17 protein-coding genes, 1 pseudogene and 1 riboswitch are annotated in these 15335 nt (G+C 43.6%); of the genes and pseudogenes, 5 read left to right on the forward strand and 13 right to left on the reverse strand.

What is annotated here, in order from left to right:
• Window positions 1–35: 35 nt before the first annotated feature.
• Both GKZ89_RS15640 and GKZ89_RS15645 read right to left on the reverse strand, forming a co-directional pair.
• On the reverse strand, window positions 36–890 hold the full coding sequence (locus GKZ89_RS15640; protein WP_155113347.1) for a polysaccharide deacetylase family protein: 855 nt from the start codon (window positions 888–890) through the stop codon (window positions 36–38).
• Window positions 891–1027: 137 nt separating this feature from the next.
• Window positions 1028–1684, reverse strand: coding sequence for an LbetaH domain-containing protein (locus tag GKZ89_RS15645; protein ID WP_155113348.1), 657 nt, complete (start codon window positions 1682–1684; stop codon window positions 1028–1030).
• A gap of 150 nt (window positions 1685–1834) precedes the next feature.
• On the opposite strand from GKZ89_RS15645, the gene GKZ89_RS15650 reads away from it, so the two are divergent.
• The 4 genes from GKZ89_RS15650 to GKZ89_RS15665 all read left to right on the forward strand — a co-directional run bounded on the left by GKZ89_RS15650 (window position 1835) and on the right by GKZ89_RS15665 (window position 6325).
• Window positions 1835–2176 (forward strand): DUF2834 domain-containing protein, encoded by a 342-nt coding sequence (locus GKZ89_RS15650; protein ID WP_155113349.1) that lies wholly within the window; start codon window positions 1835–1837, stop codon window positions 2174–2176.
• A gap of 124 nt (window positions 2177–2300) precedes the next feature.
• Entirely contained in the window at window positions 2301–2765 is a 465-nt protein-coding gene (locus tag GKZ89_RS15655) for a YehS family protein (protein WP_155113350.1), read from the forward strand.
• Window positions 2766–2773: 8 nt separating this feature from the next.
• Window positions 2774–3481, forward strand: a complete 708-nt coding sequence (locus GKZ89_RS15660; protein WP_155113351.1) for a M48 family metallopeptidase — start codon at window positions 2774–2776, stop codon at window positions 3479–3481.
• A gap of 301 nt (window positions 3482–3782) precedes the next feature.
• A riboswitch (SAM riboswitch) is annotated at window positions 3783–3889 on the forward strand.
• A gap of 81 nt (window positions 3890–3970) precedes the next feature.
• Entirely contained in the window at window positions 3971–6325 is a 2355-nt protein-coding gene (locus GKZ89_RS15665; RefSeq protein ID WP_155113352.1) for a M14 family zinc carboxypeptidase, read from the forward strand.
• A gap of 323 nt (window positions 6326–6648) precedes the next feature.
• Here GKZ89_RS15665 and GKZ89_RS15670 read toward each other — a convergent pair whose 3' ends face one another.
• The 8 genes from GKZ89_RS15670 to GKZ89_RS15705 all read right to left on the reverse strand — a co-directional run bounded on the left by GKZ89_RS15670 (window position 6649) and on the right by GKZ89_RS15705 (window position 13323).
• Window positions 6649–7161 carry a DinB family protein gene (locus tag GKZ89_RS15670; RefSeq protein ID WP_155113353.1) on the reverse strand — a complete coding sequence of 171 codons (513 nt, stop codon included), beginning with the start codon at window positions 7159–7161 and terminating at the stop codon, window positions 6649–6651.
• A 74-nt stretch (window positions 7162–7235) separates the two neighbouring features.
• Window positions 7236–7583 (reverse strand): hypothetical protein, encoded by a 348-nt coding sequence (locus GKZ89_RS15675; protein WP_162356953.1) that lies wholly within the window; start codon window positions 7581–7583, stop codon window positions 7236–7238.
• A 134-nt stretch (window positions 7584–7717) separates the two neighbouring features.
• Window positions 7718–8425 (reverse strand): 23S rRNA pseudouridine(2604) synthase RluF, encoded by a 708-nt coding sequence (rluF, locus tag GKZ89_RS15680; protein WP_155113354.1) that lies wholly within the window; start codon window positions 8423–8425, stop codon window positions 7718–7720.
• 71 nt (window positions 8426–8496) lie between these two features.
• The gene (gene map, locus GKZ89_RS15685; protein ID WP_155113355.1) at window positions 8497–9237 is read right to left on the reverse strand and encodes a type I methionyl aminopeptidase; all 741 of its coding nucleotides are present in this window, start codon (window positions 9235–9237) and stop codon (window positions 8497–8499) included.
• Window positions 9238–9494: 257 nt separating this feature from the next.
• Window positions 9495–10403 (reverse strand): Gfo/Idh/MocA family protein, encoded by a 909-nt coding sequence (locus GKZ89_RS15690; RefSeq protein WP_155113356.1) that lies wholly within the window; start codon window positions 10401–10403, stop codon window positions 9495–9497.
• Window positions 10404–10512: 109 nt separating this feature from the next.
• The gene (locus GKZ89_RS15695) at window positions 10513–11481 is read right to left on the reverse strand and encodes a tRNA dihydrouridine synthase (RefSeq protein ID WP_155113357.1); all 969 of its coding nucleotides are present in this window, start codon (window positions 11479–11481) and stop codon (window positions 10513–10515) included.
• Between the two features lie 170 nt (window positions 11482–11651).
• Window positions 11652–12095 (reverse strand): hypothetical protein, encoded by a 444-nt coding sequence (locus GKZ89_RS15700; RefSeq protein WP_155113358.1) that lies wholly within the window; start codon window positions 12093–12095, stop codon window positions 11652–11654.
• Between the two features lie 130 nt (window positions 12096–12225).
• Window positions 12226–13323 carry a hypothetical protein gene (locus tag GKZ89_RS15705; RefSeq protein WP_155113359.1) on the reverse strand — a complete coding sequence of 366 codons (1098 nt, stop codon included), beginning with the start codon at window positions 13321–13323 and terminating at the stop codon, window positions 12226–12228.
• 188 nt (window positions 13324–13511) lie between these two features.
• Here GKZ89_RS15705 and GKZ89_RS15710 point away from each other — a divergent pair.
• A pseudogene (locus GKZ89_RS15710) lies at window positions 13512–13769 on the forward strand (DMT family transporter); the annotation flags it as partial.
• 213 nt (window positions 13770–13982) lie between these two features.
• On the opposite strand, the gene GKZ89_RS15715 reads toward GKZ89_RS15710, so the two are convergent.
• Genes GKZ89_RS15715 through GKZ89_RS15725 form a run of 3 tightly spaced genes read right to left on the reverse strand, consistent with a single transcriptional unit; the run spans window position 13983 to window position 15255 of the window.
• On the reverse strand, window positions 13983–14549 hold the full coding sequence (locus GKZ89_RS15715) for a DNA-3-methyladenine glycosylase I (protein WP_155113360.1): 567 nt from the start codon (window positions 14547–14549) through the stop codon (window positions 13983–13985).
• A gap of 35 nt (window positions 14550–14584) precedes the next feature.
• Window positions 14585–14875: a Dabb family protein gene (locus tag GKZ89_RS15720; RefSeq protein WP_155113361.1), complete on the reverse strand. Its 291-nt coding sequence runs from the start codon at window positions 14873–14875 to the stop codon at window positions 14585–14587.
• A 23-nt stretch (window positions 14876–14898) separates the two neighbouring features.
• Complete coding sequence (locus GKZ89_RS15725; protein ID WP_162356955.1) at window positions 14899–15255, reverse strand: nuclear transport factor 2 family protein; 357 nt, start codon at window positions 15253–15255, stop codon at window positions 14899–14901.
• Between the last annotated feature and the right edge of the window lie 80 nt (window positions 15256–15335).

A 15335-nucleotide genomic window follows, 5' to 3' on the forward strand; every position in this document is an offset into this window, starting at 1 on the left:
CTATTCTTTTTGGTAAAAAGAATAGCCTTTTCCCCTTAAAGCCTCCCATCCCCCCAAAAATTACTCACCACATGCTGCTTCGGATGATACGGCACCAGCGTATATCCCCTGCCCTTCAAATAATCAATGATCTGAGGCAGGGCTTTAACGGTTTGCGGCCGTTCATGCATGAGGATGATGATGGGTTTCTTCTGTTTTTCCACTTTTGGGACGGCGGTTTTGACATTGTTGATAATGGAGGTGTACTGGCTCGTTTTATAGCGCCAGTCATTCGTGTCGATCGTCCAGTCCCACATTTTGAACTTGTATTTCACGAGCCAGTCCCTGAACGGCTTTTTCATATAGGGCTTGCTTCCATACGGTACTCTGACGAGATAATGGTTCACCTTGACGACGGAATTCAGGGTTTTCCGTGTCGTTTCCATTTCCTTGGCGACGTTAATGGAGCTGCCTTTGTACACCTTTGTTGCATTATGAGTGACGCTATGGAGGCCGATATAGTGCCCTTCTCTATTCACTCGGATCATGCTCGTTTTATAGGCTTTAATGTTCGGTTCCACTGCAAAGAACGTCGCCTTGACCTTTTTGTTTTTCAGGATGGTGAGGATTTGAGAGGTGTATCTATTCGGGCCGTCATCGAAGGTGATGTAGGCAACTTTTTGGGCTTTGGCGGCAGGCTTTTTCGCCTGTGAGCCGATTTTGCCGGGAGCGGGATTGCTTTTACTGATTGCGAGAAACTGGTGGGCAGCGCTGAGGTTTGCTGTAATAACAGATTGGAAGCCGGGCATGTTCTGAATACGCGGTTTTTCCACTGCGGAGACCGGGCCGGCTGATGAAAAAAGCAGGGCCGCAGCCAAAAAGAAGAAGACGAAAATCCGGACAAGTTTCATGCTATTCCTCCCATTATCGAGAAATTTCTCTGCCTCTTTAATGTATTGGTGGAAAAAACAATTTAGTCCGGGAATTGGTGTTTTTCACCCTATCTTTAAAATAGAAAAAGCCTCCTGAGAAACGAAGGCTTTCCATTTTAATTATAAGCCATCCCGCAGGAACAGCGGTGCTCTCCGAACAGCAGATGATACGAGGCAGGAAATTCCTGGTTGACGCGCTGTACTTCCTCCGCGAATTCCTTGTTGTCCTTTGGCACCCTTGGCAGCGCATCGGCTTTTTCTTGGGAATCAATGTTTGCTCCAGGCGGCACGAAGCGGTTTGCGGCAACTTTCACGCCGTTTGTGACAACGGCGTTGTATGAAATAAATGCCCCCTGCCCGACAATGGCATTGTATACAATTGCTTTAAAGCCAACGAAGACCTTATCTCCTATGAAGCAAGGACCGTGGATCAGGGCTCCGTGGGCAACGCTGACTTCTTTGCCGATATAAATGGAATACTTCCGCCCGCCGGCCGAGATTCTCTTGTTGGCGATGCCGTGCAGAATCACGCCGTCCTGGAGGTTTGTATTGGAGCCAACATAAAATGGCGTTCCTTCGTCTGCGCGGATGCTGACGTTCGGAGCCACATACACATTATCCTTGATCATCACGTCCCCGATCACACTGGAAAAAGGACTGATGAACGATGTATCATCTATGGAAGGGTATTTCTGTACCGGATTCACTGTCGTAATCGGATTCGGACTGATGAATGGTTCAAAGCAGCATCCAGATTCATTTTTCTCCGTCATTGAATTCGCCCCTAAAAAATCATTTTCATGCCATTATATGGGGTTTAGAGATCATGGTGCGGCGGCTGTCGTGCTAGAACATGCAGAGAAGTTATCGCAGTAAACGTTTGTTCAATAAGAATTCTTTACTACAGAAGGAGACAAGATAAAATGAAAACAATTCTATTGCTTTTGGCCTCAATGGGGACAATCATTCCCTATTATTTTTTCACCCCATTTCTTATCAACAATGGATTAGATATCATGTCAATTGCTGAATTACTGTTTGTTAACCGCGTTTCGGCATTCTTTGCTGCAGACTTTCTCATTTCTTGTATTGTCTTTCTGACATTCTTATATACGGAAACAAAAAAGTACAAAATAAAACAATGGTGGATTTGTATCTTAGCAACCATAACAGTTGGGCTATCTTTAGCATTTCCGCTCTTTTTATACTTTCGATTACTGGCACTAGAGAAACAACAGGTCAAATCCAATCAGGTTCTGGATTAAGATTCCGTTGAATCAGACAATGAAATGAAAGATGCGCAGTTTATCCATTTCAAAACTTATTTTAACTAATTGATTTTAACGTGTTATTCTAAAAGAACGAAAAATGCGTAACCAGGAGATGACTATGAATAACAATGACCGGTTAATACGGCTGAGATATGCACTTGATATAAGGAATTCAGAGATGGAAGAGATTTTTGACTATGGCGGCGTGAACGTCTCCAGGGAAGAGATCGGCATGCTGCTGACGAAAGAAGACGAGGAAAACCACCTCAGCTGCAGTCCTCTTCTGTACGAGTCCTTTTTGAATGGATTGATCGTATTCAAAAGAGGAAAGCAGGAGGGGCAGCCGGTACAGCCTGCTATCTCACACGGACATCCCAACAACGTTTTACTGAAAAAAGTAAAGATCGCTTTATCTCTTACAACCGAGGAGATGATGGACGTTCTGGAGCTTGCCGGAGTGACCGTCACAAAGGGTGAACTCGGTGCGTTGCTTAGAAAAGAAGGCCAGAAAAACTACAAGGAATGCGGAGACAAGTATGCCCGCAATTTTCTAAAAGGTCTGGCAATCAAGTATCGGGGATAGTGAAAAAAATGATCCATACGTATTCAGGAGAGACTATCAGCTTCGACGTTCAATATAAGAAGCGTTCGGCCATCGGCATCTATGTAGATGTTTATGGAAACATAGAGGTCCACGCTCCGAAAGGCACTCCAGACATCGCAGTCCTGTTTGTCATCGAGGAAAAATGGGAGCTCATTCAGCAAAAAGTGAAAGAAAACAAGGAACGGCTGCTCGGCCCTCAGGTCAAGCAGTATGAACAGGGAGAAACTTTTCTTTATCAGGGAAAAGCCTTCTCCTTAAACGTGCAGCATGATCCTCAGGCCAAGCAGGATTCTGTCCGCATGGAAGGAAACGAACTGCATGTTGTGGTAACACAGCTTGAAGAGGAAAAAATCAAGCAGGCACTAAAACGCTTCTATTACCAGCAATGCAAGGCACTGGTGGAAAAGAGAATGTCCGTCCATCAAAAGCATTTTAAAACGAAACCGAGATCCATCCGCATCACCGACAGCAAAACGACTTGGGGAACATGCGACTCCGGACACCGGCTAACCTTTAACTGGCGCCTCGCCATGGCCCCGCCCCGAGTGATCGACTACGTGGTCGTGCACGAAATGTGCCACATGGTCCACCTCAACCACGACCGCTCATTTTGGCGGCTTGTTGGAAAACTGATTCCGGATTATAAGGAAGATGAGGGGTGGCTTGCTCGGTCGAGCTGGAAGATGACGGTGTAACAACAGTAAAATCCATTAAGAGTTTAACAGGTTCAATTTGCACTTTGAACCTGTTTTTTATTGATGCAGCGAAAAAAGATTTGCTGGGCAGGACCGGCTTGAATCCTTCTATATCCAGAAAAAATGGCAGCAGGAATGATTAAGATGAGGGATAAAAAAGATTGTGTTCATGTAATCTTTCTTCTCTAAATTCTGTTCCTATTTTACCGTTTTCTCCTAAACACAAAGAATCATTTTCCTATTTTCATATTGACGCGCTGTTAAAAACCTCTATAATTCAAACTAATTCAATACGAAAACTCTTTTATCAAGAGCAGGCGGAGGGACAAGCCCTATGAAGCCCGGCAACCGGTTGACCATGGTCAATACGGTGCTAATTCTTGCAGCGTTTACGCTGACAGATAAGAGAGAGGGATCCCTTTGTGTGCAAAGCCTCTTTCTTATCCGGAAGAGGCTTTTCTGTGTTGTAAAACCTTTAGGAGGAACGAAATGAAGAAGAAGCCGATTTTATCCGTTTTACTGAGCGCAAGTTTACTGGGAAGTCTTCTTCCCGCTCAAGCACTAGCCGGGGAGACCGAACGAAAGCAGAGTCTTTTCAATTCAGAACAATACGAATACATAACGTATGATGCTCTTAAAGGTAAACTGGAGTCCTATGAAAAGCAAAGCAGACGCGTTCAATTGGACATTACAGGAAAATCCTCCACCGGCAAAGATTTGTACACGGTCACCATTTCAGACAGTAAGTCTAAGCATAGTGAACTTAAGTACAAGGGATTGCGCAAGCTGATGAGCGAAAATCCTGAAAAAGCGCAGCGCTACCTGAAAGCCAATCCGGATATTAAGCCCCCGATTTTGATTCATGCCTCCATTCACGGAACCGAATTTGTCGGAACAGATGCGGCGCTCCGGTTAATTGAACGGTATGGATTTAAGAACGATCAGGAAACAAAGGAGATTCTGAAGAACTTCACTCTGATTATCAATGTGGACGCGAATCCTGACGGACGTGTCGATGCTACCCGCTTTAACGGAAACGGGATTGATCTGAACCGTGACTTCGTGACCCAGTCCCAGCCTGAAACGCAGGCGGCCGTTAAGCAAATCGCCGAGCTCAACCCTCTCGTTCTTCTTGACCTTCACGGATATGTCAGACAGCGCGGAGAAGCAAAGCATCCGGGTTTGATTCTTCCGGGAACACCCCCTCACAACCCGAATTATGAATACGATTTGCTTTATAAGTGGATGAATCAGCAGGCAGAAGCGATGGAATCGAATATTGTCAGCGAAAGAGATCACTATGAGACCGAATTATACAAAACACTGGAAGGCACTCACATCCCATTAAGAGATTCAAAATCCGGCTGGGATGTCTACCCTCCTATTTATACCCCGGCTTATGCTATGCTCCATGGCGGCCTGGGCTATACATTGGAAGCACCGACAAATGACTGGGACGGTGTGAAATGGCAGGTCGATGCTGTGAATGGGGCCCTGACATTCGCTTTACAAAATAAACAGGCCATGCTTCATGACCAGCTTGAAGTATTTGACCGCGGAGTCAAGGGCGAGCACCCTAACAATAAAGAGGGCTTTTATCCTGACAGCTACATCATCCCGGAAAATCAAAAGGATAACAGCGCGGTGCAAAAGGTGGTCAATCACCTACTTAAAAACGATGTGAAAGTGGAGCAAGCGGCTAAGTCATTTCACGCAGATGGAAAGCGCTATGAGAAAGGGACCTATATTATAGATCTTAACCAGCCAAAGGCAGGTCTGGCGAATGCTTTTCTATGGGACGGAGAGGATATTACAAACGACATGGATGCCATGTATGATATTTCCGCCTGGAATCTCTCTGAGCTTTGGGGCTTTGATGCTATCAAAAGTGAAGATGATTTGATCGTCCAAACAAAAGAAGTTCGGGAGGAAAGTGTCCGCGGAAAACTAATTGGCAAAGGACCCTACTCCATTCCGAATACATCGGTAAACGCGGTCCACCTAGTAAACTCTCTTATTGATCAGGGCATTTCCGTCAAAAAAGATAAGGATGGCCATTTTTACGCTGAAGGGAAAGGAAAAGCCATTCAAAGAGCTGTTCAGGTATCTGGATTAACCCTGCGAACCAAAGCAGTCCCTAAAGAAGCAACCCCTCTTAAAAAACACAGGGTTGCGTTTTTAAAGGATGGCGGCCTGGGTAAAGCCCAGTCCCATTCAGGCACAAAGCTCGCACTTGAGAGGCTTGGATTCCAAGTGTCGGAAGTTCATCCGAGAGAAGTAGCCAATAACGGCTTAAATGGATTTGATACCTTTGTTTACAGCGGAAGCGCAAGCCTTACATCCTATAAGCTCAGTGAAGCCAATAAAGAATTTGGTTTAACCGATGAAGAGGAACTGAAAAGGTTTAACGGACAGATCAAGCAGTTTGTCGAACAGGATGGCCATTTTATCGCAATCGGAGCAGGCGGTTCACAGGCTGCAAAAGCTGCAGGATTAACGGAAGTAGAGATCAATAAAGGCTTTTCCAGCAGCAACGGAATTGTAAAAGTGGATTATCTCCCATCCCCTCTTACTGCGGGGTACAGCAAGAACGATGCCGGTTTCGTATACGGACCCATCTGGTATTCCAGCACAGAGGGCACAAACATTGCCGCCTCTTTTGTGAACAATGACTCCTTCTTTACCGCCGGCCACTGGAAAGACCGCTCACCAGCGAAAGGCCAGCCAGTCATCGTGCAGGAAAAAGACAAGCCGGTTACCTTAATCGGCATTGAAGCAGGCTTCAGGGACCATACGGATTATTTATTCAGGCTGATTTCAAATGCCGTATTTGATCAAGAATAGACAAGAAAGAGCATCGGATGCCGGTGCTCTTTTTTCATAGAATAATAGGATCGAATACGGGTAAAACGGCAAACATAGAGGAGATTAAACGGAATAAGAACAAACCATCAGTTTCAAAATACATCCAGCAGCATCTGGCTATGAACGGACCTATCTCTTCTCGGTAAGGACGGCCATTGCCATCATACCAGGAAGCCCCATCATATCTACAAATAAAAAAGGATGGGCCCATCCTTTTTGTCTTTCAATAATAATTCAATCCATTGATGTTACAGCTTTCTCAGAAAGCCACTTTTCAGAAAACAGCAGGAATGATTTCCTGCTTAATTCCGAGACAACATCTTTCTAATCATTCTTATTTGGCCTCTATGATTAATTTCATCTTCAAATACGTGGAACCAAATAAAATAGTTATTAGATGGGTGATCATCCCATACTCTGTTCTCATACAGCCAGTCATCATCTAGCTTAGCAAATTCACGCAAGGTCCTGTTTCTAACTTCTTCCATTTTGGTTATGTAAAATTCTAAGGGGTAACCTTTAATAGATGCCCTTCCTTTATCTCCGAGACTGTAAGGTGCGCCCCATACCTCCATCTCCTGTTCATTTGGTCTCCTGCCATCAAAAATTTCAATTTGAAACCCTTTTTCAACAGCAGCCATATGCAATAATAGGGAACCGATACTATTGCTTTCCTTAGCAGGTAAAAAATCTAATTCTTTAGTAGATAAACCATTTACAGATTCTAAAGTTGTTTTTCTAGCGTAGTTCATTTGTGAGACAAGATGGCCTATTTGGGAGCTGAATCCCCTTAATTTTTCTATCTTAAATTCCATTGAACTTGCACCTCATTTATTCAATTAGAAAGCGTAAAACTATGCTTTTAGCAGAGTACTTTGTATGGTTTAACTCAAGAAAGTTTCCAAGCTGGAATCAAAGAATGGAAATTCAAAAAATAACTCATAGGTATATGGATAACCGTGTAGATCGCAAGAGTAATGATATAGGTTAAAAACCATTGAGAAACAGTCACGTTCAGAAATGAATAAAGTAAAAACATTCCTACTGGAAATGGAATGAATACAATTAACCACATGGGGCTTCCAAGCTTTTCAGTTAAAGCGCCTAACGAAACAACAGAAAGACCAATAAGCAGCGCCTGCCAAAAAGGCAATCCGTTTTTTAGAATGAAGCTGGCGATAAAATAAGAAAAACCATTCAACGTTATTGCAAGGATAAAATCAAAAAGATATTTCACTCTAATCCCTCCCCCCTCTTACTCACTCTTTTTCTAAATATTAACATAAAGTTCCATAACCGATTTATTATTTTAAATCCATACACTTCATATCAACATATAAAAAAGGATGGGCCCAGGCCCATCCTTTCTGTTTACCACTCTTGCGGATCATAATTCAACTCACTAAACAGCTGATTCTTTTCCTTTTTAGACAAATCCCGCCACTGCCCTGGTGGAAGGTTTCCGAGGTGAATGTTCATGATCCGGACCCGCTGCAGCCTGAACACCTCATAGCCGAGCTCTTCGCACATGCGGCGGATCTGGCGGTTGAGTCCCTGCTTCAGGATGATCTTGAAGTCGAATTTCGAGAGCTGCTCCACTTCACATGGAAGGGTCTTCGTTCCAAGGATTTTCACACCGCTGCCCATTTTTTCAACAAACTCCGGCGTGATCGGCTTATCCACGGAAACGATGTATTCCTTCTCATGCTCGTTTTCAGCACGCAGGATTTCGTTAACGATATCGCCGTCATTCGTGAGAAGAATCAAGCCTTCGGACTCTTTATCCAGGCGTCCGATGTTATAGATTCTCAAAGGGTGATTGACGAGATCGACAATGTTTCCTTTGACATTTTTCTCGGTGGTACTCGTGATGCCGACCGGTTTATTCAATGCGATGTACACATTGTTCCGTGACACTTGAATCTGATCGCCGCTCACGCGGACATCATCCCCGGGCTTCACCTGATCCCCGATCTTCGCTTTCTTGCCGTTGATCATGACCCGGCCTTCTTCGATCAGCCGGTCGGCGCCGCGCCGGGACGCCTTTCCGGAATCACTTATAAACTTATTAATACGCATGTTCATCACAGCCTTACGTTGGAATGGTATGTCTAAGCATACCGCACAATTTGATTCGTTTTCAAGGTCTCCTACTGGGTTAAAATAACCGGACCGTTTTTTGTCAGAATGATCGTATGTTCAATCTGAGCGACAAAGCTCTTTTCCGTAGCAAAGGTCCAGCCGTCATCCAGCTGGAACACTTCTTCCTCAGAGGTGGAGATAAACGGTTCGAAGGCGATGACCATTCCTTCTTTTAGTATTTCATTATCCCACGGGTCATTGTAATTCAAAATATGGTCAGGAGCTTCGTGAATTGTGCGTCCAATCCCGTGTCCGGTAAGGTTTTTGATAACGGTGAACCCATGCTGTCTCGCTGTTTCGTAGACCGCTTTTCCAATTCGGCTTTTTTTGGAACCGGGCTTTGCTTTTTCAAGTCCCGCTTCAAATGCCTTTTTCGCCACTTCACATATTTTCGTTAGAACTTCTTCGCCGTTTCCTACGACAAACGAGATTCCTGTATCCGCGAAATAACCGTTCTTGGAAGCAGATACGTCGATATTGACGATGTCTCCTTCCTGGATGACCCGGTTACCCGGAATTCCGTGCGCCACTTCTTCATTCACACTGATGCACGTGAACCCTGGGAAATCATATTCGCCTTTTGGAGCTGAAATGGCCCCTGCTTTTTCAAAGCGCTCTCCTGCCAGATTATCAAGCTCTTTCGTTGTGATGCCTGGAACCGTTTTTTGGACCAGTTCGTCCCGAATGGATGCGATAATTTTTCCAATTTCCTTTAAACCGTTAAAATCTTCTTCTGTTTTAGCAATCATGTTTTCGACCTCTTTTTCTTTTTAATAACGCTCTTATGAACTTAGTTGTCGATTTGCGCTGCAGGCGTTCGCTTATCCTTTGGCGGGCGGTGAGCCTCCTCTTCGCTGCGCAACTTTGGTGTCTCACCTGTCCCGCTGCTCTCAGCTCGGAGTCTCACGCCTTCCGCTCCAATCAACAGGTGTTAAAGTCAATGTCATCCTCTAAAAAAGCTTATTATAAAAATCATTATTCCATTGTTTAATCGAAAATACCCCGCTCACGCTTCAGGATCAATCTGCCTGACGATCTGCTCGCAAATTTCATGGGTGATGAGGGAATCCTGGATGGATGGATCGGGTGTGCGGTTTTCCTTCACACAATCAATAAAATGATCGATGATCTGATAAAACCCGCGTTTCAGCAGGGTCGGTTCCCAGTCTCCGAATTTCGTCACACTGGTCTCTTTATTATGGTAGTGAGTCGTTTCAACCAGACTATTCACCGTATATTTATGGGTGCCTGCTGAGTATTCGATGATTTCATCCGTTACCCCGCCGTTCCGGTTCATGATCCCGATAGCTGTGCATCCTTCCCCGATCAGCTGGACTACGATATGATCGAGCAACTCTCCGTTTTTCAGAAACTGCGTTTTGACATCCGTCACCTCTGTGTCCATCAGAAACCGGAGCGTATCCACTACATGGATAAAATCCTCGACAACAAATCTCCGGACATGATCCGGTGCAGCAAACCGGTTTTTCTGCATCAGAATCAGGCTCGCCTTCCCGTGTTTTCTCAGCTCCTGAACCCGGGGGATAAACCGCCTGTTAAAGCCTGTCATCGCTACTTTACCGCTGCTCTCAGCAAGCTTCGCAATTCTCTTCGTTTCCCTGTAATTCAAAGAAACTGGCTTGTCTATGTAAACGCTGATCCCGTTTTCCAGCAGCTTTTCAGCGATCTCCGCATGCGCTTCTGTCGCTGTACTGATGACCGCAGCATCGATCTTCTTCGTTACCAGCTCGTCCACTGTCTGAACCGTTTCGTTCAGCCGGTACTTTTGCGCCAGCTGCTTTAATGTATCCGGATTTCGCGTACAAAGGACAAGCTCGATATCCTCCCTTTCAGACAGAACGGGCAGGTACGCTTTTTTAGCGATGTCACCGAGTCCGATGATCCCTAGTCTCATGTGCGTTCCTCCTTTGGCGGTGTGGTAGGGTAAGTATAGCACGTGTGTTTCCTTGCTCTCCAATATAAAAACCCCTGGGATCCATTGTCCCAAGGGTAAACGTGCTAGTTTAAGCAGTCCCTTCCTGTTTAAACCCATCCAGCAAAGCCCGCACTTCATCGGTCGACTTCGTGTTCATCAGCTTGCTCCGCAGTTCAGCAGCTCCGGGGAAGCCTTTGACGTAAATTTTGAAAAAGCGATGAAGGCCCGTGACGGAACGCGGTACGGTTTCCGCGTACTGATCCTGAAGGTCCAGCTGCAGTCTCAGCAGATCCAGATACTCCTCACTGGTGTGCTCCCGCGGCTCTTTTTCAAAGGCAAACGGGTTTTTAAAGATCCCCCGCCCGATCATCACGCCATCAATGCCATACTTTTCAGCAAGCTCTAATCCTTTTTGACGGTCGGGAATGTCTCCATTGATCGTGAGCATCGTATCCGGAGCGATCTCGTCACGCAGTGCTTTGATCTCCGGAATGAGCTCCCAGTGTGCATCCACCTGGCTCATTTCGTCTCTTGTCCGCAGATGGATGGACAGGTTCGCAATATCCTGCTTCAGAATATGGGCGAGCCACTCCTTCCACTCATCTATCTCTTTAAAACCAAGCCTTGTTTTCACGCTGACAGGCAGTCCGCCGGCTTTCGCCGCCTGAATCAGCTCTGCTGCCGTATCGGGACGCAGGATCAAGCCGCTGCCCTTCCCTCTTTGTGCCACATTCGGAACCGGACAGCCCATATTGATGTCGATGCCCTTAAAGCCCATCTCCGCCATGCCGATGCTCATCTGGCGGAAATAATCAGGACGGTCTCCCCAAATATGCGCCACCATCGGCTGCTCATCCTCCGTGAACGTCAAACGCCCGCGTACACTCTCGATGCCATCCGGATGACAATAGCTATCCGAATTCGTAAACTCCGTGAAAAACACATCCGGCCGTCCCGCCGCACTCACCACATGACGAAACACCACATCCGTCACATCCTCCATCGGAGCCAGCACAAAAAACGGCCGCGGCAAATCACGCCAAAAATTAGTACTCATTTGTTCTTCCATTCCTCTCTATATGGGTGGATCATAAAGGTTTTATTTTAAAAAAACTTCTTTAACACTTATATCATGTGTTGGGAGGATTATCAATCCAGAGTAGCTGGCGACGGCAGAAAATAATGGCTATTCTGGATTATTTATAATGAAGGGTTTGCTTCCAAAGGTTAATCAGTCTGATAGGAAGCAAGTACTTCATCATCCAGTAAAATGATGTATTTATCGTAGTCTTCCAGCTTTATTTCCAGGCCGGTGGTGTGATAAGCCTTTCCGTTTATTCGATACGAATAAGACCAGGCATGCGCTTTTTTCAATTCGCCCTTTTTAAAAGATTTCCTTAAATTGTTTGTCACTTCTTTAACATCTTCCTTATAGGGATTTCCTATGTCCTTTTCCTCGATTCGCAGTTTTGAAGCCAGGCTTTCTCTTACCATTGGCTCAACCCCGGAATTTACATTCATGTAACGATAACCGAAGAAACAGACGGCAGTTGCTAAAACCAGCGCTAAAGCTATTCGAACTTTACCTTTTCTGAAAAATCCTTTTTCACTCACTTTTTTCTCTTCATTAAATTGGAATGATTTGCGATCCGATCCATTCTTTGATTCCATCAGTACCACTTCCTTTATTGGGTCTACTTGCTCCGTCTATTATAGAAATATGAAAAGAAGCTGCCCACACAGGTTTTAGGCGGGTCGAGGTACCTGTCACCTTGTCCCACACGGGGCTATTCGGTATGCTTCAAGAGGCCAATCCAAACAAATAAAAGTCTGGCTTCTCCTTATCTTTCTGCAAATCCACAATGACGGTCGGTGCCCCGGCTTGACCCCAAATGATTCCATTATAAATGATTTTAATGACGACATAATCTTTATTAAAATACTGAATGCTTGTGTTCGGTTTCCCGCTTGTTTTCAGATCAAGCTCCTTTGCAATGGCTCCATAATCCAGATTGAATGCTGCGTGATACTGGTCGTTGCTTTCTGCGTAATCCTTGATGGTCTGGATTTTTTGTTTTCCTTCTGATATTCCTTCAAAGGTGCCGTTGAGGTATACAAACATACCATCCATGCTTATAAGGTCTCCGTTTCTAACCTGAAAAACTGCGTTATTTTTCACGGAGAATATTTGATTTAAAAAAGATACGTACTCTTGCTTATCATCCTTTTTGAACAATAAGACGTATTTCTTCATCCTTTCAGAATGCGTGCCATTCTCGAACTCTTCTTTATTGATTACATCGGACGAAGAAAAGTTGTTAAAAGAAAATAAGTAGAAAACCATTTTTTTAATAGGAATTCGCATTTCCAGAACAAATCCCTGTTTATTGGAAGAAATCATATTGATAACCAATTCGTCCTGAGTGGTAATCTTGTTATTACTCAGCTGCTGTAAATTTAAAACCTTGCTCGCTGTAGATGTTTTTATATTAAGCTGGTTGTCGTTTTCTATGGATATTAGGGGCAATCTGTTATATATAGGGTTTTCTATAGGGTCCCATAAATTCTCTTTAAAAGTTCCCATGAGAGTATTGATGTCTTCAAATGCGTGATCCCCTTTTAGGATCGGGCTATACAGGTTTGTAAGATCCCTCTCAGAATAGGAGTAATAGTCCATATTTTTCTCATCATTTAAGTTTCTTCGACTAATAATATAAGAACCATCTGTTTTTCTCAGCAAGTTTTCCGATCCTTGAGTATTTCTTTCCCTTATGTAATCTGATAAAGCTGGACTTGTTTCTTTTGGAAAGTGTATGTAATAGGTTCCGCTAGAACTGAAGGAGCAGCTGCTTAAAAGAAATATTGAACTGACCCATAATAGTAAAGCACTTTTTTTCATGAGCATATTCCCTCTCCATAACATCAATTAAATTCCATATTTAGGTTCTCAAAGGGTTATACCCTATCTTCCATTTTAAGTAACAAACTTCATGCAGAAGCCAGATAACAAGCAAAAAAGCCCTGCAAAGATTTCCCTCCACAGAGCATTTCTATATATTGAGGTCGCAAGAATTAAAACAAGTAAAACTGTATTTAACGGTAATTGCTTCTTTTATTGCCTGGCTTTTTTATTTAAAACTAGTAGAAAAAATTGGAGGAGCAAAGAGCGGGTATATGGTAGCCCTATTCCCCGCCATTGGCGGAGTCGCTTCTGTTGTAATCGGGGAATCAACCCTATCCATTTTCTTGATAGCAGGTTGTCTATCCAGCTGTATGGGAGCTGCCATTGCTTTAGGATTTGGGAATCGAGTTAAGATTGATAAACCTTCTGTTGAGGTTAATTAAGCTGCATTCTTTAAACGGGGCTGGGATACACCCGCCCCTGAAAAAGCCGGCAACGTTTTACGACGGGTAAAATGCTGTTGGCTTTTCATTAAAATAAAGATCATTAGTTACCGTACAGAATCCCCTCGGGAAGAGAGTCTATATTCTAACAGGGGGGTACTCAGTATTGCATTTAAAGTGTAACTACAGCAATTGTCCATCACACTAACCAAATTAGCTTGTCCGATGATGAGTATGAAAAGGACAGGATTCAATATGGTCATCAACCATTCCTATTGCTTGCATAAAAGAATAAATAATGACCGGGCCAACAAATTTGAACCCGCGTTTTTTCAAGTCTTTACTCAACTGGATGGATAAATCAGTTTGAGCTGGAATATCTGCATCGAAATTTCTTTTATTTATTAACGGGGTGAATTGCACATATTGCCAAAGAAAGGTAGATAAACTCCCAAATTCCTTTTGAATGTTTAACGTTCGGATTGCATTATTCTTAACCGAGCGAATTTTAGCCAAGTGCTTTATTACCTGATACTCGTCTTTAATAGATTCTAGTTCTTCTTCGGTTAAATTCGCACAGTAGCTAATATCAAAGTTATGAAATGCTTTTTTATAACTTTCTCGTTTGGATAGGACAATATTCCATGATAATCCTGATTGGGCACCTTCAAGTGTGAGCATTTCAAAAATAAATCGATCATCATAGTTGGGGATGCACCATTCCCGATCATGGTATTCTTTCATAAGCTGATTATTCCCTGGCCATAAACATGTACTCAACTAGCCCACTCCTCCTCCAAAATACTAGAAAAACCTCATGAAGTCTCATAACAAACAGATGCCTGTGAATCAAGTACGCCGGATATAAACTTGGCAGCTTCCAAATGCTTAGGATGGGAAAGATATTTCCCCATATCTTCCCGTGTTTTAAATGTAGTAATAAGAATCAAATCATAGTCATCTTCTCCAAAACGAGTATTTAGCTCTACCTGTATTTTAAGCAAATACTTTATGCTGTTTTTCATACTTAGAAGAACGTTTCGTGTTTGCATGATTTGATCTTTGTCATTCTTTTTTAATCTTAAAAGCAGATTATTCACAATCATACGCTGCCTCCTTTACATCCTTATCAGACATGCTTACCATTTTCAGTGATCAAGAGACTTTTAATATAGCCATCGTGAATGTGAAAATGAAAATCCAACAGTAATGGATCCGGCAAACCCGTTTTGTCATAATCCCCAGAGAGCTTAAAGGTAACAATTGCTTCATCATCTTGTCGGGCTGCAACGGGATCAAGCTTTACATTAAATCCAAAGTGAGATTCGTCACTCCATTTTTTGATAGCCAGCTTACCTGTACGTTCTTGTCCTTCATCTACAACAATGGCTTCATTTGCGAAACAATCAACAAACGCTTTCGGATCAGGTTTGTTTGAGGCGGCAATAAATTTTTTAATGACTTGTGGGAGTTGTATTTTATCCACACTATTTTCCTCCTTTAGGTTAGCAGTTCTTTCTGGTTTGCTTACATCGGATTGCACGAATTCTACCTTGTTTGCTAACA

Origin of the sequence: Metabacillus mangrovi (assembly GCF_009711125.1) — a bacterium.
In the GTDB taxonomy this organism is placed as follows: Bacteria; Bacillota; Bacilli; order Bacillales; family Bacillaceae; genus Metabacillus_B; species Metabacillus_B mangrovi.

What these genes read in the sequence shown, in the direction of transcription:
- GKZ89_RS15690 (WP_155113356.1), bottom strand. Translation starts at nt 10,403, where the DNA reads ATGAGACTAGGGATCATCGGACTCGGTGACATCGCTAAAAAAGCGTAC.
- GKZ89_RS15705 (WP_155113359.1), bottom strand. Translation starts at nt 13,323, where the DNA reads ATGAAAAAAAGTGCTTTACTATTATGGGTCAGTTCAATATTTCTTTTA.
- GKZ89_RS15645 (WP_155113348.1), bottom strand. Translation starts at nt 1,684, where the DNA reads ATGACGGAGAAAAATGAATCTGGATGCTGCTTTGAACCATTCATCAGT.
- GKZ89_RS15640 (WP_155113347.1), bottom strand. Translation starts at nt 890, where the DNA reads ATGAAACTTGTCCGGATTTTCGTCTTCTTCTTTTTGGCTGCGGCCCTG.
- GKZ89_RS15720 (WP_155113361.1), bottom strand. Translation starts at nt 14,875, where the DNA reads ATGATTGTGAATAATCTGCTTTTAAGATTAAAAAAGAATGACAAAGAT.
- GKZ89_RS15670 (WP_155113353.1), bottom strand. Translation starts at nt 7,161, where the DNA reads ATGGAATTTAAGATAGAAAAATTAAGGGGATTCAGCTCCCAAATAGGC.
- map (WP_155113355.1), bottom strand. Translation starts at nt 9,237, where the DNA reads ATGATTGCTAAAACAGAAGAAGATTTTAACGGTTTAAAGGAAATTGGA.
- GKZ89_RS15665 (WP_155113352.1), top strand. Translation starts at nt 3,971, where the DNA reads ATGAAGAAGAAGCCGATTTTATCCGTTTTACTGAGCGCAAGTTTACTG.
- GKZ89_RS15650 (WP_155113349.1), top strand. Translation starts at nt 1,835, where the DNA reads ATGAAAACAATTCTATTGCTTTTGGCCTCAATGGGGACAATCATTCCC.
- GKZ89_RS15700 (WP_155113358.1), bottom strand. Translation starts at nt 12,095, where the DNA reads ATGGAATCAAAGAATGGATCGGATCGCAAATCATTCCAATTTAATGAA.
- GKZ89_RS15655 (WP_155113350.1), top strand. Translation starts at nt 2,301, where the DNA reads ATGAATAACAATGACCGGTTAATACGGCTGAGATATGCACTTGATATA.
- GKZ89_RS15660 (WP_155113351.1), top strand. Translation starts at nt 2,774, where the DNA reads ATGATCCATACGTATTCAGGAGAGACTATCAGCTTCGACGTTCAATAT.
- GKZ89_RS15695 (WP_155113357.1), bottom strand. Translation starts at nt 11,481, where the DNA reads ATGAGTACTAATTTTTGGCGTGATTTGCCGCGGCCGTTTTTTGTGCTG.
- rluF (WP_155113354.1), bottom strand. Translation starts at nt 8,425, where the DNA reads ATGCGTATTAATAAGTTTATAAGTGATTCCGGAAAGGCGTCCCGGCGC.